The organism is Variovorax rhizosphaerae (assembly GCF_037889975.1).
Classification (GTDB): domain Bacteria; phylum Pseudomonadota; class Gammaproteobacteria; order Burkholderiales; family Burkholderiaceae_C; genus Variovorax; species Variovorax rhizosphaerae.
In genome coordinates this window covers 34,855-57,008 of the sequence record NZ_JBBKZT010000005.1, presented here as the reverse complement: position 1 = coordinate 57,008, position 22,154 = coordinate 34,855, and the positions used below count along the sequence as shown (strand labels likewise).

The window sequence follows — 22,154 nt, the reverse complement described above, 5'->3', positions numbered from 1 at the left end:
GTTTGGAGCTGGTGCGCGGGGCCGGACTCGAACCGGCACGTTCTTGCGAACGTCAGGACCTAAACCTGGTGCGTCTACCAATTTCGCCACCCGCGCGGTCCGATGAAATCAACGAAAAACGGGCGGTCCTGAAAGCAGACCACCCGCTCGAAATCGGTCAACTGCGCATTTTAAACTGGAACGGAACCCGCTTTCGGCTCGCGCTTGATGCGAAACGCCGCGGCGTACATTGCGGGCAGCGCCAGCAGCGTCAGAACCGTGGCCACGATGAGGCCGCCCATGATCGCCACGGCCATCGGGCCCCAGAAGACGCTGCGCGACAGCGGGATCATCGCCAGCACCGCGGCGGCGGCCGTCAGCACGATGGGGCGCAGCCGGCGCACGGCCGATTCGACGATCGCATCCCAGGCCGGCACGCCGGCACGACGGTCGCTTTCGATCTGGTCGATCAGGATCACCGAATTGCGCTGGATCATGCCCATGAGCGCGATCACGCCCAGCAGCGCGACGAAGCCGAAAGGCCGGTCGAGCAGCAGCAGCGCACCGGCCACGCCCGCGATGCCGAGCGGCCCGGTGATGAACACCAGCAACGAGCGGCTGAAGCTGTGCAGTTGAAGCATCAAGAGCGTGAAGACCAGGAACAGCATGATCGGCACGCCGGCCACGATGGACGAGGAGCCCTTGCTGCTCTCCTCCACAGCGCCGGCCACGGCGATGCGGTAGTTGACCTGGCCGTCGGCATGCCACTTGGCTTCCAGCTCGCGCAGCTTGGGCAGCAGTTCGTTGGTGACCGTCGCGCCTTGCAGGCCCTCGACGATGTCGCCCTGCACGGTGATGGCGTAGTCGCGGTTCTCCCGCCACATCACGCCGGGCTCCCAGGTGAAGACCGGCTTGGCGATCTGCGTCAACGGGATCGAGCGGCCCGACGCGGTGGGCAGGTAGGCGTTGCCGATGTCGGAGATGGCTTCGCGCTCGTCGGGCGACTGGCGCAGCACGATGTCGATGAGCCGGTCGCTCTCGCGGTACTGGCCGACGGGGGTGCCGGTGAACATGGTGCGCGAGGCCTGGGCGATCGCCTGGCTGGTGATGCCGAGCGCGCGCGCCTTGGCCTGGTCGACTTCGAGGCGGATGACCTTGACGGACTCGTTCCAGTTGTCGTTGACGCCGCGCATGTGGTCGTTCGCGCGCAGGGCCGCCTTGACCTCGTCGGCGCGCGCGCGCAGTTGGGTCGGGTCGGTGCCGGTCACGCGGAACTGCACCGGGTAGGTGACCGGCGGGCCGTTGGGCAGCAGCTTCACGCGGCCTCGCACCTCGGGGAATTCACTGGCCAGCAGCGCGGGAACCTTCACGCGCAGCGCCTCGCGCTCCTTCAGGTCGCGGGCCAGCACGATGAACTGCGACACGTTGGTCTGCGGGAACACCTGGTCGAGCGGCAGGTAGAAGCGCGGCGCGCCAGAGCCGACCCAGGTGGCGACCGAGCTCACGCCGGCTTCCTCCATGAAGCGGCGCTCGACGCGCTTTGTCACTTCTTCGTTGGCCGCGAAGGAGGTGCCTTCCGGAAACCAGATCTCGACCATGAGTTCCGGCCGGCTCGAATCGGGGAAGAACTGCTGTTGCACCTTGCCCATGCCGAAGATGCCCAGGCCGAAGATCAGCACGGTCGCGCCGATGGTGATCCAGCGGTGCGTCACGCACCAGTTCACCGCGCGCCGGAAGCTGTTGTAGAACGGCGTGTCGAACAGCTCGTGCGGCGGCGCTTCAGGATCGTGCGGCTTGATCTTGAGCAGCACGGTGCCGAGGTAGGGCACGAAGTACACCGAGACGATCCACGAAAGCACCAGCGCCACCACCGTCACGCCGAAGATCGCGAAGGTGTATTCGCCGACCTGCGACTTGGCCAGGCCGATCGGCAGGAAGCCGGCCGCGGTGATCAGCGTGCCGGTGAGCATCGGCATGGCCGTCACTTCATAGGCGAAGGTGGCGGCGCGGACCTTGTCGTAGCCCTCCTCCATCTTGCGCACCATCATCTCGACGGCAATGATCGCGTCGTCCACGAGCAGGCCGAGCGCGATGATCAGCGACCCCAGCGAGATCTTGTGCAGGCCGATGCCGAAGTAGTTCATCGCTAGGAAGGTGACGGCGAGCACGAGCGGGATGGTGATGGCCACCACCAAACCCGGGCGCAGGTCGACATACCAGCCGCCAGTGAAGCGCGTCCAGCCCTGCTTGCTGCCCTTGTGCAGGCCGAGCGAAATGAAGCTCACGCCGAGCACGATCACCACCGCCTCGATCAGCGTGCCGACGAACTCGTTGACCGAGCGCGACACGGCCACCGGCTGGTCCTGCACCTGGGCCAATTGCACGCCGGCCGGCAGGCGCTTCTGGATGTCGGCGGTGGCAATGCGCAAGGCCTTGCCCAGCGCGATGATGTCGCCACCCTTGGCCATCGAGATGCCGAGGCCGATCACCTCCTCGCCCTGGTAGTGCATCTTGACGGCGGGCGGATCGACGTAGCCGCGCTTGACCTCGGCGATGTCGCCGAGCTTGAGCAGGCTGCCGGAACTGCCGCGGATCGGCATCGCGCGCAGTTGCTCGACGCTGGTGAACTGGCCGCCGACGCGCACTTGCAAGACGTCGTTCGGCGACTGGATGGTGCCGGCGCTTTCCACCGCGTTCTGCGCGCCGAGCTGGGCCAGCACGGCATTGAAGTCGAGGCCGAGTTGGGCGAGGCGCTTCTGCGAGACCTCGATCCAGATCTTCTCGTCCTGCACGCCGAACTGGTCGACCTTGGCCACGTCCTTTACGCGCAACAGTTGCTGGCGCACGTCGTCGGCGAAGTCCTTGAGCTCGGCGTAGCTGAAGCCGTCGCTTTCCAGCGCGTAGATCACGCCGTAGACATCGCCGAACTCGTCGTTGAAGAACGGGCCCTGGATGGTGCCGGGCAAGGTGTAGCGCATGTCGCCGATCTTCTTGCGCACCGTGTACCAGACGTTGGAAACGTCGGCGGGCTTCGAGGAGTCCTTGATGGTGAGGATGATCTGCGACTCGCCGGGCTTGGAATAGCTGCGGATGCGGTCGGCGAAGGGGACTTCCTGCAGCGTCTTCTCGAGCTTGTCCGTGACCTGCTCGGCCACCTGCTGCGCGGTGGCGCCGGGCCAGTACGTACGCACCACCATCGCGCGGAAGGTGAAGGGCGGGTCTTCGTCCTGGCCGAGCTGGAAGTACGACGCGAAGCCCAGCAGCATCAGCACCAGCATCAGATAGCGCGTGAGCGGGCCGTGGTCGAGGGCCCACCTGGAGAGGTTGAAGCCGGGTTTGCCGGGGCTCGCGGGGCTTGCCGTCTCCACGCTGGACATCAGATGGCCACCCTGCCCCTCAAGGGGGTGCGAGCTTGCTTCAGGTTGGCTCGGCGCGGCATTCATCGATGCTTCCGCGCCCAGCACTTCGCGGTCTCGCTGCCCGCCGGGAAGAGGCGAGCCTTGTTCGCCAGCCGCGCTCATCGTGCGGCACCCGCAGCCAACGGGTCGAGCGCCTTCGCTTCCCGCTGCGAAGGCGCGGCGGGTGCCGATATCACCTTGGGCTCATAGAGCGTGACCTTCTGGTTCGGCTGCAGCACATGCACGCCCGCCACAACCACCATCATGCCCGGCGTGAGGCCGCCCGCGACCACGGCTTCGTTGCCATCGGCGGTGGCGAGTTGCACCGGCTGCGAGCGCACCGTCATCGTGCTCTTGTCGAGCACCCAGACCGCGCTGTTCAAGCCGTCCTGGCGCAGCGCGCTGGTCGGCAACTTCATCACCGCCGCGCCACCATGCGAGAGCGACTTCGGACGCGCGTAGACAGTGCTGCCGAGCGGGGGGGATTTCGCGGCGTCGATGGCGACTTTCACCGTGTAGGTCCGCGTCACCGGGTCGGCGCTGGCGGCAACCTCGCGCACCGCGCCGTCGATCTCGCGTTGGTCCGACCACCCCCGCACCGCGACCGGGGAGCCGACCTTGACCAATCCCGCACGGTCTTCCGGCACGGCAAACACAACGTCCCGGGCGCCGTCCTGCGCAATGCGCACCACCGGCATGCCGGCCGTGACGACCTGCCCCGGCTCGGCCTCGATGGCCGTGACCACGCCGGACACATCGGCCACCAGCGTGGTGTAGCTGGCCTGGTTGCCTTGCGACGAAAGTTGCGCCTGCGCCTGCTCGAACTGGGCTTGCGCAGCCTTGAAGGTGTTCTCGCGGTTCTCCAGATCGGCGCCGCTGATGAAGTTCTGATCGCGCAGTTCCTTGTAGCGCTTGAGATGGGCCGCCGCCAGGTCGCGATTGGTGGTGGCCGCGGCCAGTTGGGCACGCGCCGCTTCGGCGGCGAGTCGGTAGTCCTGCGGATCGAGCTGGGCCAGCACCTGGCCCGCCTTCACCTGCTGGCCGATCTCGGCCTGGCGCTTGGTGATCTTGCCCGCCACGCGGAAGCCCAGGCGCGATTCGACGCGCGGCTTGACCTCCGCGGAGAACTCGGGCTCGGTCCCGAAGGCGCTGGCGCCGACGGTCATGACCTTGACGGCGCGGATCGGCTCCTCGGTGGCGACGGGCTTGTGGCATGCGACCAATACGGCAGCGGTCAGCAGCAGCGCGAGAGCCTTGACGGGGAGGGTTGGAAAGTTGCGCGGAACGGTCACGGTCATGGAAACACCCTCAGAGATGGAGCGGTCCAGTTACTGACCGAGCGGTTAGTAATTTAGGGTAAACGCGAATCCTTGTCAATGACAACGATCGCGAAACGACGCAGCGCCCAACGGCTGTGTGAACGACCTCAGTTCCGCTGCCCCATCTCCACCAGCCGATTCCCCGGCAGTTCGAAGTAGTCCGACGCCCTGCCCGCATTGCGCTGCAGCCAGCCGAAAAGCGCCTGCCGCACCGGGTTCATGCCTGGCAGTTGCGCTGCAGTGACGGAAGCGCGCGAGGTGAAGTAGGACGTGCTCATCGCCTCGCAGGCCAGCCCCTTCTGGTACGCGAAGATGCGGATGAATTCCGGCACGTCGGGTCGCTCCATGAAGCCGTGGTTGGCGGTCACCGCCCAGATGCCGTGGCCGAGGTCCCGCGCCTGGATCCGGTCGACGGCATCGACGCGCGGCGTGGGGCTCGAAAGCACCACCAGCACGATCACCTGTGTGTGCAGCACCTGGTTGTGCTTGAGGTTGTGCAGCAGTGCGTGCGGTACCGAACGCGCATCAGCGTTCAGGAACACGGCGGTGCCGCTGACCCGGTGCGGCATCTGGCCGGCCAGCGATTCGATGAAGGGCTCCAGCGGCAGCTGGTGGGCTTCGGCTGCCTTCAGGCCGAGGCGGCGGCCCTTGGCCCAGGTGCTGAACAGCACCATCACGATCGCCGCGACCGCCAGCGTCAGCCATCCGCCCTGCGCCACCTTGAGGCTGTTGGCCACCACGAAAGTCAGGTCGATCACCGCGAAGACGCTGGCGCCGACGATCACCGCCAGGCGGTTCCAGCGCCACAGCTTGTAGGCCACCACGCTCGCCAGCAAGGTGGTGGCAACCATCGTGATCGACACCGCGATACCGTACGCGGCCGACAGCGCGCTGGAACTGCCGAAACCCACCACCAGCAGCAACACGCCCACCATCAGCAGCCAGTTGATGGCGGGCACATAGACCTGCCCGATGGCCGTGCCGGAGGTCTGCACCACGCGCATGCGCGGCAGGTAGCCCATGCGCATGGCCTGCGCGGTGAGCGAGAAGGCCCCCGAGATCACGGCCTGCGACGCGATCACCGTGGCCATCGCGGCCAGCGCCACCATCGGCAGCACGGCCCAGGACGCGAACATGCGGAAGAAGGGGTTGTCGATGGCGGCCGGATTGCCGAGCACCAGCGCACCCTGGCCGAAGTAGTTGAGCACCAGCCCCGGCATCGCGATGAAGAGCCAGGCGAGCCGGATCGGCCGGGCGCCGAAGTGCCCCATGTCGGCATAGAGCGCCTCGCCGCCGGTGAAGGCCAGGAACACCGCCCCGAGCACGGCCAGCGACTGGGCCCGGTGCGTCACCAGGAACCCGACCGCCCGCGACGGATCGAGCGCCGCCAGCACCTGCGGCTGCTTCAGCACCTGCAGCAATCCGGCCAGGCCGAGCACCGCGAACCACAGCAACATGACCGGCCCGAACACCTTGCCGACCACATGCGTGCCATGGCGCTGCACCGCGAACAAGACCACCAGGATGGCCATGGTGATCGGGATGATGAAGGGCTTGAGTGCATGGGCCTCGACCTCCAGGCCCTCGACGGCCGACAGCACCGAAATGGCGGGCGTGATCAGGCTGTCGCCGTAGAACATCGCCGAGCCGATCAATCCCAGGAGGCCGAGGAAGCGCCACATCCGGGTTGGCGTGCTGGGGCCCCGCACCGAGCGCCGTGCGAGCGCCTGCAGGGCCAGGATGCCGCCTTCGCCGTCATAGTCGGCACGCAGCACGAAGATCACGTACTTGAGCGTGACCACCACCATCAAGCCCCAGAAGATCAACGACAGCAGGCCCAGCACGGCATCGGGCGTGAAGGCTACGCCGTGCTCCGGGTTCAACGTTTCCTTGAAGGCGTAGAGCGGCGAGGTACCGATATCGCCGAAGACGACGCCCAGGGCCGCGACCATCACGCCCAGCGATCCGCCGGCATGGGCCGCGTGGTGGCCACCGGGTGAATTCGGCGTGGTCGCGGAGGTGATCGTCATCTTGCAAGGATGGCACAGGCGTGCCCGACAATGCGCCGCGTGGCTGAACATTACGAAAACTTCCCTGTCGCTTCGCTGCTGTGTCCACCACGGCTGCGGCCCCCTATCACGGCCATCTACGGCTTCGCGCGCACGGCCGATGACATCGCGGACGAAGGCGATGTCTCCGCCGACGAACGCCTCGCGCAACTGAAGGCCTACCGCACCGACCTGCGCGCCGTGGCGCGTGGCAGCAAAGTATCGGCCCGGTGGCCCGAAGTATTCGGCCCGTTGTCCAAGGCCATGCACGACTTCGCACTGCCGGAGCCGCTGCTGGCCGCCCTGCTGTCGGCCTTTGCACAGGACATCGAGAAATCCCGCGACGGCACCGACTACATCGACCGCACCCAACTCCTCGACTATTGCTCACGCTCGGCCAATCCGGTCGGGCGGCTGATGCTGCATCTGTTCGACATCCATGAGCCCGAGTCGCAGGCACGCAGCGACGCGATCTGCACGTCCCTGCAGCTCATCAATTTCTGGCAGGACCCGAGCGTGGATTTGCCGCGTGGCCGCTTCTACTTTCCGCTGGCCGATTGCGCGGCGCATCGGGTGAAGCCGGGCAAGCTCAAGGCGTACAAGTCGTCGTCTTCCACGCCGCCATCGCAAGCCATGAAGAAGCTGATCGCGTCCGAGGTCGCCTGGGCGCGCGAGCTGATGGACCAAGGCGCGCCGCTGGTGCACCGCGTGCCGGGCCGCATGGGCTGGGAGCTGCGGCTCGTGGTTCAAGGCGGGCTGCGCATCCTCGACAAGATCGAGGCGCTGGACTTCGACACGCTGCGCAACCGCCCGACTGTCGGCGCGACCGATGCGCCGCTGCTGGCCTGGCGCGCGATGATGATGTGAGCGCCGCGCGTCGTTGACAATTGAGGGCAATGATTCCGGATTCACGATGACCACGCCCGAGCAATATGTCCAGCAAAAAGCCGCCGCATCGGGCAGCAGCTTCTACTACGCCTTCCTGTTCCTGCCCAAGCCGCGCCGCGCGGCGATCACGGCCTTCTATGCCTTCTGCCGCGAGGTCGACGATGTGGTCGACGAAGTGCGCGATCCGGGCGTCGCGGCCACCAAGCTCGCCTGGTGGCGCACCGAGGTGGCCCAGGCCTTCGCCGGCCAGCCGAGCCATCCGGTGATGAAGGCGCTGATGCCCTGCGCCGCCGAATTCGGCATCGAGGCGAGTCAACTGCAGCAGGTCATCGACGGCTGCCAGATGGACCTGGAGCAGACGCGCTACCTCGCGTTTCCGAACCTTGCGCAGTACTGCCACCTGGTGGCCGGCGTGGTTGGCGAGGTGGCGGCGCGCATCTTCGGCCAGACCGAATCGGGCACGACCGAGTACGCGCACAAGCTTGGCCTGGCGCTGCAACTGACCAACATCATTCGGGACGTGGGCGAGGACGCGATGCGCGGTCGCATCTACCTGCCGGTGAACGAATTGCAGCGGTTCGACGTGAAGGCGCACGAGTTGCTCAACCGCGTGTACTCCGAGCGCTTCGTCGCGCTGATGAAGTTCCAGGCCGCGCGGGCGCATGTGGCCTACGACGAGGCGCTGGCGCTGCTGCCACCCGCCGACCGGCGCACGCAGAAGCCCGGCCTGATGATGGCCAGCATCTACCGCACGCTGCTGCGCGAGATCGAGAGCGACGACTTCCAGGTGCTGAACCAGCGCGTGAGCCTGACGCCCGTGCGCAAGCTGTGGCTCGCATGGCGGGTGCAAGCTCTGGGCCGGATGTGACCCGGTTTTTCCTCCCTCTCCCGCAAGCGGGAGAGGGCTGGGGTGAGGGCAAGCGCCGATGACAAGGCACATCGCCATCATCGGTGCCGGGTGGGCCGGCCTCGCAGCCGCGGTCGAAGCCACTGCCGCCGGCCACACCGTCAGCGTCTTCGAAACCGCCCACACCCTTGGTGGCCGCGCACGCGCCGTACAGGCGAGGCGCGGCGACGGCACACCCATCACGCTCGACAGCGGCCAACACATCATGATCGGCGCTTATGCGCAGACCTTGCGGTTGATGCGGCAAGTGGGCATCGATGTCGACGCAGCGCTACTGCGCACACCATTGGCGATGGTGTTCCCGGATGGCAACGGCCTGCGCTTGCCGAAGGTGCCCGCACCGATCGATGCGTTGGTCGGCATCCTCCGGGTGCGCGGCTGGTCGTGGCGCGACAAGTTCGCCCTGCTACGCGTCGCCACAGGCTGGCAGCGAGCGGGCTTTCGCTGCGATGCGGCCCTGTCCGTCGCGGACCTGTGCACCACCCTCACGCCGCGCGTGCGCGACGAGATGATCGATCCGCTGTGCGTGTCCGCGCTCAACACGCCGACGGCGCAGGCCAGCGGGCAGGTCTTCCTGCGTGTGTTGCGCGATGCGATGTTCGGCATCAGTGGCGGCTCGAACCTGCTGCTGCCGCGACAGGACTTGGGCGCGTTGTTTCCCGATGCCGCAGCCCGCTGGATCGGCGAACACGGTGGCCGCATCGCCATCGGCCATCGTGTGCAGGCCATCGCGTCGACGGCAGGCGGTTGGCAGGTCGACGGTGAAGGCTTCGATACGGTCCTGCTCGCTTGCCCGCCGGGCGAAGCCGCACGGCTCGTGGAGGGCAGCGGGGTCGGCAACAGCGACTGGTGCGGCGAGGCCCGCGCGCTGCGCTTCGAAGCCATCGCGACGATCTACATCGAAGGCGGGCACCGCCTGCCGGAGCCCATGCTCGCACTGCGCTCGACGCGGAATGCACCCGCGCAGTTCGTGTTCGACCGCTCGCAACTCTGCGGCGATGAAGGCGTCTGGGCCATGGTGGTGAGTGCCAGCGGAACCGAGCGCGCCGCGCTGGAGGCCCGGGTCTGCGCGCAGGCCGCCGAGCAACTGGGCTGCGCCGATCCGCGCGTGCTGCAGACCGTCATCGACAAGCGGGCGACTTTCGCCTGCACGCCCGGCCTCCAGCGCCCGCCCATGGCCATTGCACCCGGCCTGATCGCGTGCGGAGACTACGTCGAAGGGCCCTACCCCGCGACGCTGGAAGGTGCAGTGCTGGCTGCCATCGCTGCCGTATCGGCTTCCTGAACGCAGCGCTTCAACTTCAGGCACGACGCAGCCTGTGCTGGATCGAGGGCATCGGGTGTTCCCCGCAGCGAAATAAAGGAGGAGGCCGAAAGGCCGGGGGACATTCGCGGAGGGGAATACCCGGTGTCCTCGATCCTCGCTCCGCCCTGCCCCATTCAGTTCGCGTCAGGCTCCAACGCCGCGCACAGCGCATGCAGGTTCGGCACGATCAGCTGCGGATGCATGCCGTGCACCCAAGGGCGCTCGTCGCGCACCAGCCAGGCTGCCTGCATGCCGGCATTGAGCGCACCAACCACGTCGAGTTCCGCGTCGTCGCCGACGTGCAGCACATCGCGCGGCAGCAGCCCGATCGACGCAGCGGCCGCACGGAAGATCGGCGCCTGCGGCTTGCCGCTGCCGAAGGACCGCGCGCTGAACGCGGTGCGGAACCAGCGCCCCACCCCGGTGAGATGGATATCGGCATTGCCGTTGGAAACGGCGACCAGCGGATAGCGCTCGCTGAGCCATTGCAGCGCGGGAAGTGCATCGTCGTAGAGCTTGACCCGCTGGCGCGCGGCGAAGAAGGCGTCGAAGGCCGGCTCGGCCAGCGTCGGGTCCTCGCCCGCGCGCTTCAGGGCCGCACGGATCGACTCCAGGCGCATCAGGCTCATGTCGTGCGCCAGATCCGAGCGCTCCTTTTCAGTGGCCTCGCGCAGTTCGCGCATCACGCCCGGCGTGAGCAGCAAGGCCGCGGTCTTGGGCGCTTCCGCTTCCAGCCACTTGTGCAGCGTGCTCTCAGCGTATTCGATGGTGGGCCAGATCGGCCAGAGGGTGTCGTCGAGGTCGAGGGAGATGCCCGCAATGCGCTTCACATCGAGCGGTGGGGCCAGGGTCGCGGAGGTCATGCGCCAGAATACCCCATGCCTTTTCGCCCCGAACCGCCTGCAGTTTCTCCTGCCGACGAGCGCGTTGCCGTGCTCTGGTGCAACCTTGGCTCGCCCGACGAGCCGACCGCCCGTGCCGTACGCACCTATCTCGCCGACTTCCTGGGCGACCCGCGCGTGGTCGAGATACCCAAGCTCCTGTGGTCGCTGATCCTGCACGGCATCATCCTGCGCACGCGGCCGGCCAAGTCGGCCGCCAAGTACGCCAGCGTGTGGACGCCCGAAGGTTCGCCGCTGAAGACCTGGACGCAGAAGCAAGCGGTGCTGCTGACCGGCTGGCTCGGTGAACGCGGCCATAGCGTGAAGGTGGTGGAGGCGATGCGCTATGCCAACCCATCGATCGCGGCGCAGCTCGATGCGCTGAAGGCCGAAGGTGCGACCCGCGTGCTGGTGCTGCAGGCCTATCCGCAGTATTCAGCGACCACAACGGCCAGCATGATCGATGCGGTGAACGACTGGAGCCGCGAAGTGCGCCGCCTGCCCGAGTTCCGCTTCGTCAACCAGTACCACGATGACCCGCTCTACATCGAGGCGCTGGCCGCCAGCGTGGAGGCGCACTGGAAGCACCACGGCCGGCCCGACCAGTTGGTGATGAGCTTTCATGGCATTCCGGCGCGCAACGTGCAGTTGGGCGATCCGTACCAGGCGCAGTGCCTGGAAACCGGGCGCCTGCTGGCGGAGCGGCTGCAACTGGCGGTCGACCAGCACCGCGTGACCTTTCAATCGCGCTTCGGCCGTGCCAAGTGGCTGGAGCCGTACACCGAGCCGACGCTGCGGGCGCTGGGCACGGCGGGGGTGGGCCGCGTCGATGTGATGTGCCCGGGTTTCCCGGCGGATTGCCTGGAGACGCTGGAGGAAATCGCGATGGAAGGGCGGGATGCGTTCCTGCAGTCGGGCGGGAAGGCGTTCCACTACATCCCCTGCCTCAACGACAACCCCGCATGGATCACCGCGCTGGCCGGGATCGCGGAACGAAACCTGTTTGGCTGGCCCACCGGCGCGGAGTGAAGGGTCAGCTCTGCGCACCGGGAGAAGCCGTTTGCAGCGCTCCGGCTATGCCGAAAGAGAGACGCAATCGTGCAACGGATTGCGCCAATCGGCACATTGACCCCTTGCGGCAGGCAAGTGATTCTCGATGCCCATGAAACTCGCATTCAGGCTCGCCGCCACCACCCTGTCGTTGATCGCTTGCATCGTCGCATTGGGCGCGGTGGCGACCCTGCTGTATGACGCGATCATGGGGGCTCGGCAGAACTTCGGGACGCTGGGCATCCTGATGCTCATCGGCCTGCTCGCGGGTCAGCTCCGAATCCTCTGGGTGCTGCTGCAACCAGCGACGGCCGAGGAGCCGAAGCTGCCGTACACCCCCGCCGTCTACGAGCCTCAGGCCCGGCCGAGATAGTCGCGCTTGCCAATCGGCACGCCGTTGTGGCGAAGGATGTCGTAGGCGGTGGTGACGTGGAAGAAGAAGTTCGGCAACGCGAAGTGCAGCAGATAGGACTGGCCGACGAAGCTCAGCTCCGTCGGGCCGGCCTTGAAGCTGACCGCACGTTCCTCGCTGGCGGCAAAGGCCTCGCGTGACAAGCCTTGGAGCCACTCGCGCGTCTTTGCGATGCGCGCCTTCAGCTCCTCGAAAGTGGATTCGTTGTCTTCGTAGCTAGGCGCAGTGGTGCCGGTCAGGCGTGCGGCGGCGAGCTTGGCCGTGTCGCTGGCGATCTGCACCTGATTGGACAAGGGCAGCATGTCTTCCGCCAGGCGCGCGCCGATCAGCGTGGCCGGGTCGATGCCGGTGGCGTTGGCATGCGCCAGGCCCTTGTCGAGCAGGTGCGAGAGCTGGTTCAGGTTGTGCTGGAAGACGGTGACAGACGCGTCGTACATCGAGAGGGGCATGAGGAGATCTCCTTGTTGTGTGTTTGGCGCGAGATTGTGGCCCCAAAAATCCCTCAGCTCGCCGCAGCGCGAATGAAAGCCTCGATCGGCTCCAGATGCCCAGGCACGTTCAGCGCCGGCGCATGGCCGCAGCCCGGCACCTCGATCACCTGCAGACTTCCGCGCGCACCCGGGCCGCGACCGTGCATCTCGACGATCGTCTCCCGCCGCACCAGGTCCGAGTCCACGCCGCGCAGGCACAGCACCGGTGTTTCGATCGCGTCGTAGTGATTCCAGATGAGGTAGTCGTCCGGGTGGACGATGAACTGCCGCACCATGGCCGGGTCGTAGTGCGGCGTGACGCGGCCATCGGGCAGGCGGCGGGTAGAGGTCTCGGTGAGACGGCGCCATTGCGCATCGCTGAGCCAGCCGTAGGGCTTGTAGACGGTGCGGAAGAAGGCTTCGAGTTCGAGCACGCTGTCGAAGGCGGGCGGGCTGCCGGCGTAGGAGCGGATGCGCTCGATGGCGGAGGCCGCGACTTCGGGCGCGGTGTCGTTGATGACCAGGCTGCGGATGCGCTGCTTCATGCGCGCTTGCGCCAGGCCCGACGCGCAGACCATGCCGATCGCGCCGCCCATCGATGTGCCGACCCAATGCAGGCGGTCCAGGTTCAGCGCCTCGCAGAAGGCATCGGCGATCCGGGCGTAGAAGGAGAGCTGGTATTCGTCGTCCGGCACCGGGCTCCATTGGCTCAGGCCGCGGCCGATGGTGTCGGGGCAGAGCACGCGAAAGCCGCGTTCGGCAAAGTGCTGCGCCAGCTCGTCCATGTCGCGGCCGGTGCGCGCCAGGCCGTGCCAGGCGACGATGACTTCGCCGTCGCGCGGGCCCCAGTCCATGTAGTGGATCTCGCGGCCGACGAGCTGGACATAGTTGGAAGACGGTGCAGCAAGATTCATCGCAAAGCCCTAGTGCGGAGCCGGCCGACGATGCCGGTCGGGAAGTAATAAACCGAAAGCACGAACAGCACGCCGAGCCACAGCAGCCAGCGGTCCGGCGACAGCAAGGCCGACAGCCACGGCAGGTCGCTGGCGGCGCTGTTGGCCAGCTTGAGCAGATCCTGCAGGTAGCTCTGCGCGATCACGAACAGCGTCGCGCCGATGACCGCGCCGTAGATGCTGCCCATGCCGCCGATCACGACGATGAGCAATACGTCCACCATGATCTCGAAGCTCAGCGACGTATCCGGCCCGTTGTATCGGAGCCAGATCGCGAGCATGGCACCGGCCAGGGTGGCGAACAGCGCCGACAGCACGGCCGCCGTGGTGCGGTAGACCACCACGCGGTAGCCGATCGCCTCGGCACGGAACTCGTTCTCGCGGATCGCCTGCAGCACACGGCCGAAGGGCGAGTTGACGATGCGCAGCAAGGCCAGCACCAGTACCACCGCGGCGACGAACAGCAGGTAGTAGCAGAGCAGGCGCCCGTCGAGCGAGACGCCGAGGAAGGGCTCGTCGGAAAACTCGAAGCTCGGCGAGATCAACTCCGGCAGCTTGAAGGTCAGGCCGTCTTCGCCGCCCGTGATGTCAGACAGTTGCGAGGCCAGCGTCTGGAACGCCGAGGCCACGGCCAGCGTGATCATCGCGAAGAAGATCGCCCGCACGCGCAACGAGAACAAGCCGATCGCGAACGACAGGACCAGCGAGACGACGAGCGCACCGCCCAGCCCGACCAGCATCGCGCCCCACCCTGCCCCCAGCCGCGTGGCCGAGATCGCGATGCCATAGGCGCCGATGCCGAAGAACATCGTGTGCGCGAAGCTCACGATGCCGGTGTAGCCCAGCAACAGGTCGAAGCTCGCGACCAGCACGATGAACACCAGCACCTTGGCCGCCACGCTGAGCGCCTTGACGCCGGGAAAGATGAACGGCGCGAAGGCCAGGCCGAGCACGACCGTGATCAGCAACATGGCGAGCAGGTGGCTGCGCGGCGAGTCGTGGGAGAAGAGTCTTTTCAGCATTTGGGGCCGGAATGCGGGAGCGGACAGCCGTACGCAGAGGACGCGAAGGTTCCGCGAAGGACGCGAAAGGACAGCCAGAAAAAATTTCTTGGATTCATTTGCGACCTTCGCGCTTCTTCGCGACCTTTGCGGCCGGTCAAGTCCGGATTCAAGGAGTTCATCGATTCGCCACCGGATACACGCCTTGCGGGCGCCACAACAGGATGCCGACCATCAGCAGGATGTTCGAGAACAGCGCCAGCTTGGGCAGCAGGAAGCCGCTGTAGTTGGCCATCAGGCCGACGAGCAGCGCACCGATCAACGCGCCACCGGTCGAGCCCAGCCCGCCGATGATGATCACGATGAACAGCAGCACGTTCACCTGCGCGCCGATCTGCGGCACCACGCTCTGCTGGAACAGGCCCCACATCACGCCACCCAAGCCGGCCAGCGCGCTGCCCACCACGAAGATGCCGATGAAGAGCCGCCGGATGCGGTAGCCGAGCGACTCGACCATCTCGCGGTCCTGCACACCGGCGCGGATCAGGAGGCCGACCTTGGTGCGCGACAGCGTCCATGCCATGCCGCCGAACACGACCAGCCCGATGGCCACCGCGAAGAGCCGGTACTTCTCGATCGCCGCACCGAGCCAGAACACCGTGCCGGCCATCGCTGTGGGCGGCAGCAACGGCAGTTGCGCCGGTCCCCAGATCACCTTGATGAGTTCCTCGCCGATGATCATGCCGCCCATCGTGATGAGGATCTGCTTCAGGTGCTGGCCATACACCGGCCGCACGATGAATCGCTCGAACAGCAGGCCCAGCGCGCCGGCCGCGACCATCGCGATGACCAGTGCAGGCGCGAGCGCCATCAGGTTGCGGCCCAGCGCGTCCGCCGTCGACCAGTCGCTCAGCCCGCCAAGCACCGTGGTCGCCATGTAGGCACCGAGCGCGATGAACACGCCGTGACCGAAGTTCAGCACGTCCATGAGCCCGAAAACCAGCGTCAGGCCGGAGGCGATGATGAAGATGATCATGCCCATCGCCAGGCCGGCGATGGTGAGCGTCAGCCAGGTCGAGAACGAGCCGGTGAGCGGCAGCGCGATGAGCGCGAGCACAGGGACGAGGAGCAGCGGCTTCCAGTCGAAATCCATCCCCTTCATGCCGCCATCTCCTCGCTTTGCTCCCTCTCCCCCTGGGAGAGGGTTGGGGTGAGGGCACTGGGCCTTTGCAAGGGGGGACGCGCGAATCCACCGCCGCATGCCCTCACCCTGCCCTCTCCCGGCGGGAGAGGGAAAAGATTCAAAACCTTCATAGCGCCAATCCCAGCAGCGACTGCTGCAACTGCGCATCGGCCGAGAACGCCGTCATGCTGCCGCTGTGCACCACACGGCCGTTGTCCATGACCGCAACCGTGTCGCCGAGCCGTTGCGCGAAATTGATGTTCTGCTCCACCAGCAGGATCGTCACGCCGCTGCGCTTCAGCTCGTCGAAGGCATCGATCATGTTGTTGATGATGGCCGGCGCCAGGCCTTTGCTCGGCTCGTCGATGATCAGCAGTTCACGTGGCTCGACGATCGCGCGCGACACGGCCAGCATCTGCTTCTGCCCGCCGGACAGCTTGCCGGCCGGATGGTTCCAGAACTTCTCCACCGCCGGGAACAGCTTGAAGATCCATTTCAGCCGGGCATCGTCCATCTGCGACGCGTTCTTCGCGGCGCGCGCGGCCAGCAGCATGTTCTCCTTCACCGTGAGGTCGGCAAAGATGCCCATGTTCTCGGGCACGTAGGCGATGTTCAGGCCGGCGATCTGCGGCGTCTGCAGGGCAGTGATCTCCTTGTCGCCAAAGCGCACGCGGCCTTGCGACGCATGCCACAGCCCCATGATGGTCCGCAGTGTCGTCGTCTTGCCGGCGCCATTGCGCCCGAGCAGCATCGTGAGTTGCCCCTTCGGCACCGCGAGGTCCACGCCATGCAGGATGTGATACGCCCCGATGTGCGTGTGCACGCCGCTCAGTTCAAGCAGGTTCATGCAGCCTCCTTCGGCGCCACGCCCAGGTAGGCTTCCTGCACCACCGGCGAGGCAATCACCTCGGCCGGATCACCGTCGGCGACCAGCGCGCCGTTGTGCAGCACGATGATGCGGTCGGCCAGTTCGCGCACCACGTCCATCTTGTGCTCGACCAGCAGGATGGTCTTGCTCTTGTCCTTCTTCAATTGGCGGATCAGGTCGAGGATGACCGGCGCCTCCGCCGCGTTCATGCCGGCCGTGGGTTCGTCGAACATGAAGACCTTCGGCTCCAGCGCCATCAGCAATGCAACTTCGAGCTTGCGCTGGTCCCCGTGCGGCAGGCTGGCAACTGTTGCGTACTCCTTGGACTTCAGGTTGATCTGCGCGAGCAGTTGGTCCGCCCGTCTGATCAGCGCCTTGTGATCGCTCCAGATGCTCCAGAGGTTGAGTCCGTGGCGATGCGCGCCGGCACGCGTGGCCTGCACGGCGAGTCGCACGTTCTCCAGCACCGTGAGATTGGGAAACAGGTTCGTGAGCTGGAACGCCCGCCCCAGCCCCGCGTGCGTGCGCGCCGACGGCGACATGCCCGACAGCGACTTGCCATCGAGCGACACCGTCCCTGCACTCGCCTTGAGCTGGCCGGAGATGAGATTGAAGTACGTCGTCTTGCCGGCACCGTTGGGGCCGACGATGGCGGTCAGCGTGCCGGGCGCGAACGCGCAGGACACGCCATTGACGGCCACATGGCCGCCGAAGCGGATGGTCAGGTCTTTGGTTTCGAGCATCTGGAATTCGGGGTCGGACTTCCGGACGCAGAGGACGCGAAGGTTCCGCGAAGGACGCGAAAGAACATCCAAAGAAATTCTCTGGATTCCTCTCGCGTCCTTCGCTTTTCTTCGCGCCCTTCGCGTACGGTCAAGTCCGCATTGGGCTGCTTCGCCTTCCGCTTAACGCTTGTTGCGGATCGGGATATTCATCTCTTCCGGCTTGATCTCATGCACCAGCTCCGGCACGCCCCACGCGAACGCGGGGTCCACCTTGATCTTGAAGTGGTACATCGACTGCATCGCCTGGTGGTCTTCCTTGCGGAAGGTCATCTTGCCCTTGGGCGTCTCGAAGCTCATGCCTTCCATGGTCGAGATGAGCTTGTTGGTCGTCGTGTCGCCGCCGGTCTTCTTGAGCGCGGTGACGATGGCAGTGGCCGCCGCGAAACCACCCGCGGTGAAGAAGTCCGGCGGTGCCTTGTACTTCTTGTAGTGGTTGGACACGAGCCACTCGTTGACCGGGTTCTTCGGGATGCCGAAGTAGTAGTAGATCGAGCCTTCCATGCCCGGGAAGGGCTTGTAGTTGACCAGCGCCGGCAGGATGTTGCCGCCGCCGGCGATCTCGATGCCGCTGCTCTTCAGGCCCAGGTCCGACACCTTGAACGGATTGGCCGCGCCGGCCCACACGATGTAGACCACCTTGCGGCCCGCCGTGCCCTTGAACTTGTCGAGGATGCGCTGCGCGGCGGCGGTGAAGTCCGTGGTCGCGGGCGGCAGGTATTCCTCGCCGACCACCTTGGCCTTCTTCAGCGATTCCTTGAACGCGGTCATGCCGTCGCGGCCGAAGGCGTTGTCCTGCGCCAGCAGCACGATCGAGGTGCCGTCCTTGTCCTGCGCGACGGCGTTGCTGATCGCGTCCTGCGAGCTGTTGCGCGACGTGCGGAAGACGTACTTGTTCCACTTGTCGCCGGTGATCGAATCGGCCACGGCGGGCTCGACGACCAGCAGCTTCTTGTATTCCTCGGCCACTGGCAGCATCGCGAGCGCCGCGCCTGACGAGGAGGTGCCCACGGCCAGGTCGGCCTTGTCGTCGCTGTAGGCCGCGGCCAGCAGCGACTTGGCGACGTCGGGCTTGCCCTGGTCGTCCTTCTCCATCACGACGATCTTGCGGCCGTTGACCGTCATGGTGCCTTCGGTCGCGTACTCCAGGCCCAGGTTGAAGCCGATGGCGGTCTGCTTGCCGTAGGCTTCCAGCGGGCCGGTGTTGCTGTAGATGTGGGCAATGCGGATGTCCTTGCCGGACTGGGCAAGGGCCGGGGCGGAAGCGGCGGACGCGATGGCGGCGAGGGCTGCGATCGCGACGAGGCTGCGACGGTTCATGGATCAGGTCTCCTGGTTGCAATGGCTGAATATTGCACAGTCCGTGCCAGCGTGGAGACGTTTGATTACAAAAGGATTTCCCCTGCGAAGAGGGAACCACATCTCGCTTTCAGACAAATGTACTGATCAAGATTCAGTCAACTGCCTGAATTTCAGTCAGGGTTTTCCAGAGTTCTCAACTCCGCTGCCGTGCGCGCCCAGGTCTTGCGCAGCACCCTCGACAGGTACGAGCCCGATTCCCAGCCCACCTGCTGCGCGATCGACAGCACCGAATCGCTGGTTGTCTGCAGCAGGTAGCGCGCGCGCTCGACGCGCCGCGCCTGCTGGAATTCCAGCGGCGACATGCCGAATGCCGAACGAAACTGCCGCTCCACCTGCCGGCGCGACAGCCGGTGCTTCTCGGCAAAGGCGTCGAGCGACAAGGGCCGCGCCAGGTCCGCATCGATGAAGTCGGTGAGCAACTGAGCCACCATCCGGGCGGGCGTGCCGCGTTCGTGCAGCACCGGGTTCGCGCTGAGCCGCGCGGCCTCCATGATCAGCGCGCCGCAATAGACCGCATTGGCCTCGCTGTCCGCGCCTTCGAGTGAAGTCTGCAGGAGCTTCTGCGAGAGCATGTTCATTGCCACGCTGCCGGAGCGCATGCCCTGCTGCGGTCGCTCGATGCCCTGGGCGCGCAGCACCAGCGACCAGAAATCGGGATCGACATAGATCGCCAGGTGCGTCTGCCGCAAGGTCTGTGCCGTGGTCGCATGTCCCTCGCCCGCCGCGAACCAACTGAACTCGCCCGGCCCCGACGTGAGCGGCTCGCCATCCGGGCCGATCACGTCGAAGCGGCCGGCCACCGGCACGAACAGCATGTCGCAATCGTGCGCGTGCCAGGGCGTCTGGTAGCCCTCGCGCACGTTGACGACCGTCTTCGTGCGACCGCTGAGTTGTTCCGCGTACGGCGACAACCGCGGCGCCGGCCCTTCGTCCTTGGGTTGCATGGATTCGATTGTCGCGATTGTGGGCGTCCGCGTCGCGATCGGAGCCATCGCCTGGCGCCTGCTCGACAAAACTGCGGGCACCCCAGCAAAGGATCCCCCGAATGACCGCACACCGACTCCTCCGCCGCAGCCTGCTCCAGCTTGCCGCGGCAAGCGCCCTGCTTGCCACCAGCATCGCATCGGCCGCACCTGAAACGTGGCCCGCCAAGCCGGTCACCATCGTCGTGCCCTTCCCTGCGGGCGGCGGCACCGACGTGATTTTTCGCGCGGTGCAGGTGCGCCTGCAGGCGGAGCTCGGCGTGCCGGTGATCATCGACAACCGCGCCGGCGCGGGCGGCACCGTGGGCACCGGCTACGCGGCGAAGACCACGCCGGACGGCTACACGCTGGTCGCGGCCACCACCACGACGATTGCCTCGGCCCAGGCGGTCTACGCCAAGCTGCCCTATGACCCGGTGAAGGACCTAGTGCCGGTGGCCACACTCGGTTCCACGCCCTTCGTGCTGGTCGCGAGCCCGACGCTGCCGGCGAAGTATCTGCAGGAGCTAATGCGCTACGCCAAGTCGAAGCCCGGCACGCTGAACTACGGCAGCATCGGCAACGGAAGCTCGAGCCATCTGGTCGCGGAGTTGTTCAAGCAACGCACCGGCATCGAGATGACGCACATCCCGTACAAGGGCGCGGCGCCGGCGCAGGCCGATCTCATGGGCGGCCAGATCCAGCTGTTGTTCGACAACCCGACGGCGCTCGTCGCACAGGTTCGCGCGGGGCGCATGCGCGCCATCGCGATCAGCGAGGCATCGGCCGTGTTCCCCGAAGTGCCGACCTTCGAGTCCGCGGGCGTCAAGGATTTCAAGCCCGAACTCTGGTACGGCCTGATGGCGCCGGCCGCCACACCCAAGGACGTGCTCCAGCGTTTGCGCGGCGCGGTCGACAAGGTGATGCAGGATCGCGCACTGCGCGCCGACATGCTGGCCAAGGGCGTGGCACCGCTGTCGCTGGCCCCCGATGCCTTCGCGCAGAAGATCCGCGCCGACATCGCGCTGTGGGGCGGCATCGCGCGCTCCGTCAACGCAAAGGCGGACTGAACATGACCACGATGCAGATGATCCGCGTCTTCGGCATGAAGGACCGCGAGGATGGCGGCAACCCCGCGCCGGTGTGGCTCGATGCCGACGCAATGAGCGCCGACGACATGCTGGCCCAGGCGCGCCGCAGCGGCCATGAGTCGGTGTTCGTGCTGAAGCCCGCCGACGCGGCACATGCGCTCCGCCTGCGCTACTTCGTGCCGCGGCACGAGATGGAGATGTGCGGGCATGCGACTGTGGCGGCCCTCTGGCTTCTGCACGAGCGCGGCGAATGGGACGGCAGCGCCACGACGATCGAGACACTGAGCGGCACCGTTCGCGGGCGCTTCGTCGATGGCATGGTGGAGATCAGCCAGCCGTCTGCCGTCATGCATCGCGTCGACGATGTACTGGTCGCGGAGATCGCGGCCTGCCTGCGCATTGCGGTCGGCGACATCCGCGGGCCGGTGGTGAATTCGTGCACCAGCCGCGTGAAGACGCTGATCCCGCTCGACGCCGCAACGCTCGCGGGGCTGCAGGTCGATCTCCCGCGCGTCGAGTCGCTCTGCGAGAAGCTCGGTTCGACCGGGCTCTATCCCTATGCCTTGGTGGCCGGCGAAACGGCCACAGCGAGCGCTCGGCAGTTCCCGAAATCCTCCGGCTATCCGGAAGACCCGGCCACCGGCATCGCGGCCGCCGCCCTGGCCTGGGGGCTGCGCCAACGCGGGGCGGTCGGCGATGCGGGAGTGCTGGTGACCGTTCGGCAAGGCGAAGCCATGGGTTCGCCTTCGGAGATCTTTGTGCGGCTGCCGGCAGCCGATGCGGCATCGCAAGACTGCTGGCTGCGCGGCGACGCACGGCCGATGCTGGCCGATGCCGATCGGCGCCTGGACGCCGTGGCGCCACGCGACGAAGTCACGCGCGCACGGCCGTCCGGCCACTACGCCAGCCTCTCGCGGGCGGGCGACATGCTCTACACCAGCGGCGTCGTGGGCCGCGAGAACGGCCGCATCATCACGGGCCGCCTCGAAGGCCCGGGTGACGTGTCGAACGGACAGCGCGCGGCCATGGCCGCGGTGCGATCCCTGTTGCACGCCGTGCAGCATGAACTGGGCAGTCTCGGCCAAGTGCGCAGGGTCGTCGCGCTCAACGGATACCTCGCCGCATCGGCCGGCTTCACGGACCACGTGCAGGTGATGGACGCCGCTTCGAAGCTGTTGCGCGAGGTCTTTCCTGACTCGGCCCTCCCTGTTCGCACAACGGTGGGCGTGTCATCGCTGCCCGGCGGCGGGATGGTCGAGGTGTCGATGGTGCTCGAACTGCAAGCGCCCTGACG

General features: G+C 66.5%; 19 protein-coding genes and 1 tRNA gene. 7 read left to right on the top strand and 13 right to left on the bottom strand.

The window, feature by feature from the left end:
• Positions 1 to 9: 9 nt before the first annotated feature.
• The 4 genes from WKW82_RS11735 to WKW82_RS11720 all read right to left on the bottom strand — a co-directional run bounded on the left by WKW82_RS11735 (position 10) and on the right by WKW82_RS11720 (position 6,648).
• Positions 10 to 96, bottom strand: a tRNA-Leu gene (locus WKW82_RS11735).
• 74 nt (positions 97 to 170) lie between these two features.
• Positions 171 to 3,356 carry an efflux RND transporter permease subunit gene (locus WKW82_RS11730; protein WP_340342476.1) on the bottom strand — a complete coding sequence of 1,062 codons (3,186 nt, stop codon included), beginning with the start codon at positions 3,354 to 3,356 and terminating at the stop codon, positions 171 to 173.
• A 140-nt stretch (positions 3,357 to 3,496) separates the two neighbouring features.
• Complete coding sequence (locus tag WKW82_RS11725; protein WP_340342475.1) at positions 3,497 to 4,675, bottom strand: efflux RND transporter periplasmic adaptor subunit; 1,179 nt, start codon at positions 4,673 to 4,675, stop codon at positions 3,497 to 3,499.
• A gap of 128 nt (positions 4,676 to 4,803) precedes the next feature.
• A complete protein-coding gene (locus WKW82_RS11720) occupies positions 4,804 to 6,648 on the bottom strand; it encodes a potassium transporter Kup (protein ID WP_340342826.1) in 1,845 nt (614 codons plus the stop codon).
• 108 nt (positions 6,649 to 6,756) lie between these two features.
• Between WKW82_RS11720 and hpnC the strand changes: the two genes are divergently transcribed.
• From hpnC to hpnE, 3 genes are read left to right on the top strand one after another with little or no spacing between them, the layout of a single operon-like run.
• Complete coding sequence (gene hpnC, locus WKW82_RS11715; protein ID WP_422823461.1) at positions 6,757 to 7,611, top strand: squalene synthase HpnC; 855 nt, start codon at positions 6,757 to 6,759, stop codon at positions 7,609 to 7,611.
• 46 nt (positions 7,612 to 7,657) lie between these two features.
• Positions 7,658 to 8,500: a presqualene diphosphate synthase HpnD gene (hpnD, locus tag WKW82_RS11710; RefSeq protein ID WP_340342473.1), complete on the top strand. Its 843-nt coding sequence runs from the start codon at positions 7,658 to 7,660 to the stop codon at positions 8,498 to 8,500.
• A gap of 58 nt (positions 8,501 to 8,558) precedes the next feature.
• Positions 8,559 to 9,824: a hydroxysqualene dehydroxylase HpnE gene (gene hpnE / locus WKW82_RS11705; protein WP_340342472.1), complete on the top strand. Its 1,266-nt coding sequence runs from the start codon at positions 8,559 to 8,561 to the stop codon at positions 9,822 to 9,824.
• Positions 9,825 to 9,979: 155 nt separating this feature from the next.
• Here hpnE and WKW82_RS11700 read toward each other — a convergent pair whose 3' ends face one another.
• A complete protein-coding gene (locus tag WKW82_RS11700) occupies positions 9,980 to 10,708 on the bottom strand; it encodes an HAD family hydrolase (RefSeq protein ID WP_340342471.1) in 729 nt (242 codons plus the stop codon).
• A 15-nt stretch (positions 10,709 to 10,723) separates the two neighbouring features.
• On the opposite strand from WKW82_RS11700, the gene hemH reads away from it, so the two are divergent.
• Entirely contained in the window at positions 10,724 to 11,755 is a 1,032-nt protein-coding gene (gene hemH / locus WKW82_RS11695) for a ferrochelatase (protein ID WP_340342470.1), read from the top strand.
• 133 nt (positions 11,756 to 11,888) lie between these two features.
• A complete protein-coding gene (locus WKW82_RS11690) occupies positions 11,889 to 12,149 on the top strand; it encodes a hypothetical protein (RefSeq protein WP_340342469.1) in 261 nt (86 codons plus the stop codon).
• Here the strand turns inward: WKW82_RS11690 and WKW82_RS11685 are convergent.
• The 8 genes from WKW82_RS11685 to WKW82_RS11650 form a co-directional block, all read right to left on the bottom strand.
• Entirely contained in the window at positions 12,131 to 12,637 is a 507-nt protein-coding gene (locus WKW82_RS11685; protein WP_340342468.1) for a DUF1993 domain-containing protein, read from the bottom strand. The two genes, WKW82_RS11690 and WKW82_RS11685, sit on opposite strands and share 19 nt — an antisense overlap.
• 53 nt (positions 12,638 to 12,690) lie before the next feature.
• Positions 12,691 to 13,572, bottom strand: a complete 882-nt coding sequence (locus tag WKW82_RS11680; RefSeq protein WP_340342467.1) for an alpha/beta fold hydrolase — start codon at positions 13,570 to 13,572, stop codon at positions 12,691 to 12,693.
• Positions 13,569 to 14,633 carry a branched-chain amino acid ABC transporter permease gene (locus tag WKW82_RS11675; RefSeq protein ID WP_340342466.1) on the bottom strand — a complete coding sequence of 355 codons (1,065 nt, stop codon included), beginning with the start codon at positions 14,631 to 14,633 and terminating at the stop codon, positions 13,569 to 13,571. Before WKW82_RS11675 ends, WKW82_RS11680 begins: the two co-directional genes overlap by 4 nt.
• A gap of 157 nt (positions 14,634 to 14,790) precedes the next feature.
• A complete protein-coding gene (locus WKW82_RS11670; protein WP_340342465.1) occupies positions 14,791 to 15,774 on the bottom strand; it encodes a branched-chain amino acid ABC transporter permease in 984 nt (327 codons plus the stop codon).
• 148 nt (positions 15,775 to 15,922) lie between these two features.
• Entirely contained in the window at positions 15,923 to 16,642 is a 720-nt protein-coding gene (locus tag WKW82_RS11665) for an ABC transporter ATP-binding protein (protein ID WP_340342464.1), read from the bottom strand.
• The gene (locus WKW82_RS11660; RefSeq protein WP_340342463.1) at positions 16,639 to 17,406 is read right to left on the bottom strand and encodes an ABC transporter ATP-binding protein; all 768 of its coding nucleotides are present in this window, start codon (positions 17,404 to 17,406) and stop codon (positions 16,639 to 16,641) included. Before WKW82_RS11660 ends, WKW82_RS11665 begins: the two co-directional genes overlap by 4 nt.
• Positions 17,407 to 17,568: 162 nt before the next feature.
• Positions 17,569 to 18,765: a substrate-binding domain-containing protein gene (locus WKW82_RS11655; RefSeq protein WP_340342462.1), complete on the bottom strand. Its 1,197-nt coding sequence runs from the start codon at positions 18,763 to 18,765 to the stop codon at positions 17,569 to 17,571.
• A gap of 152 nt (positions 18,766 to 18,917) precedes the next feature.
• Positions 18,918 to 19,751, bottom strand: a complete 834-nt coding sequence (locus WKW82_RS11650) for an AraC family transcriptional regulator (protein ID WP_340342461.1) — start codon at positions 19,749 to 19,751, stop codon at positions 18,918 to 18,920.
• 101 nt (positions 19,752 to 19,852) lie between these two features.
• Here WKW82_RS11650 and WKW82_RS11645 point away from each other — a divergent pair, with 101 nt between their 5' ends.
• Both WKW82_RS11645 and WKW82_RS11640 read left to right on the top strand, forming a co-directional pair.
• Positions 19,853 to 20,839: a Bug family tripartite tricarboxylate transporter substrate binding protein gene (locus WKW82_RS11645; RefSeq protein ID WP_340342460.1), complete on the top strand. Its 987-nt coding sequence runs from the start codon at positions 19,853 to 19,855 to the stop codon at positions 20,837 to 20,839.
• Between the two features lie 2 nt (positions 20,840 to 20,841).
• Positions 20,842 to 22,152: a PhzF family phenazine biosynthesis isomerase gene (locus WKW82_RS11640; protein ID WP_340342459.1), complete on the top strand. Its 1,311-nt coding sequence runs from the start codon at positions 20,842 to 20,844 to the stop codon at positions 22,150 to 22,152.
• Positions 22,153 to 22,154: the final 2 nt, after the last annotated feature.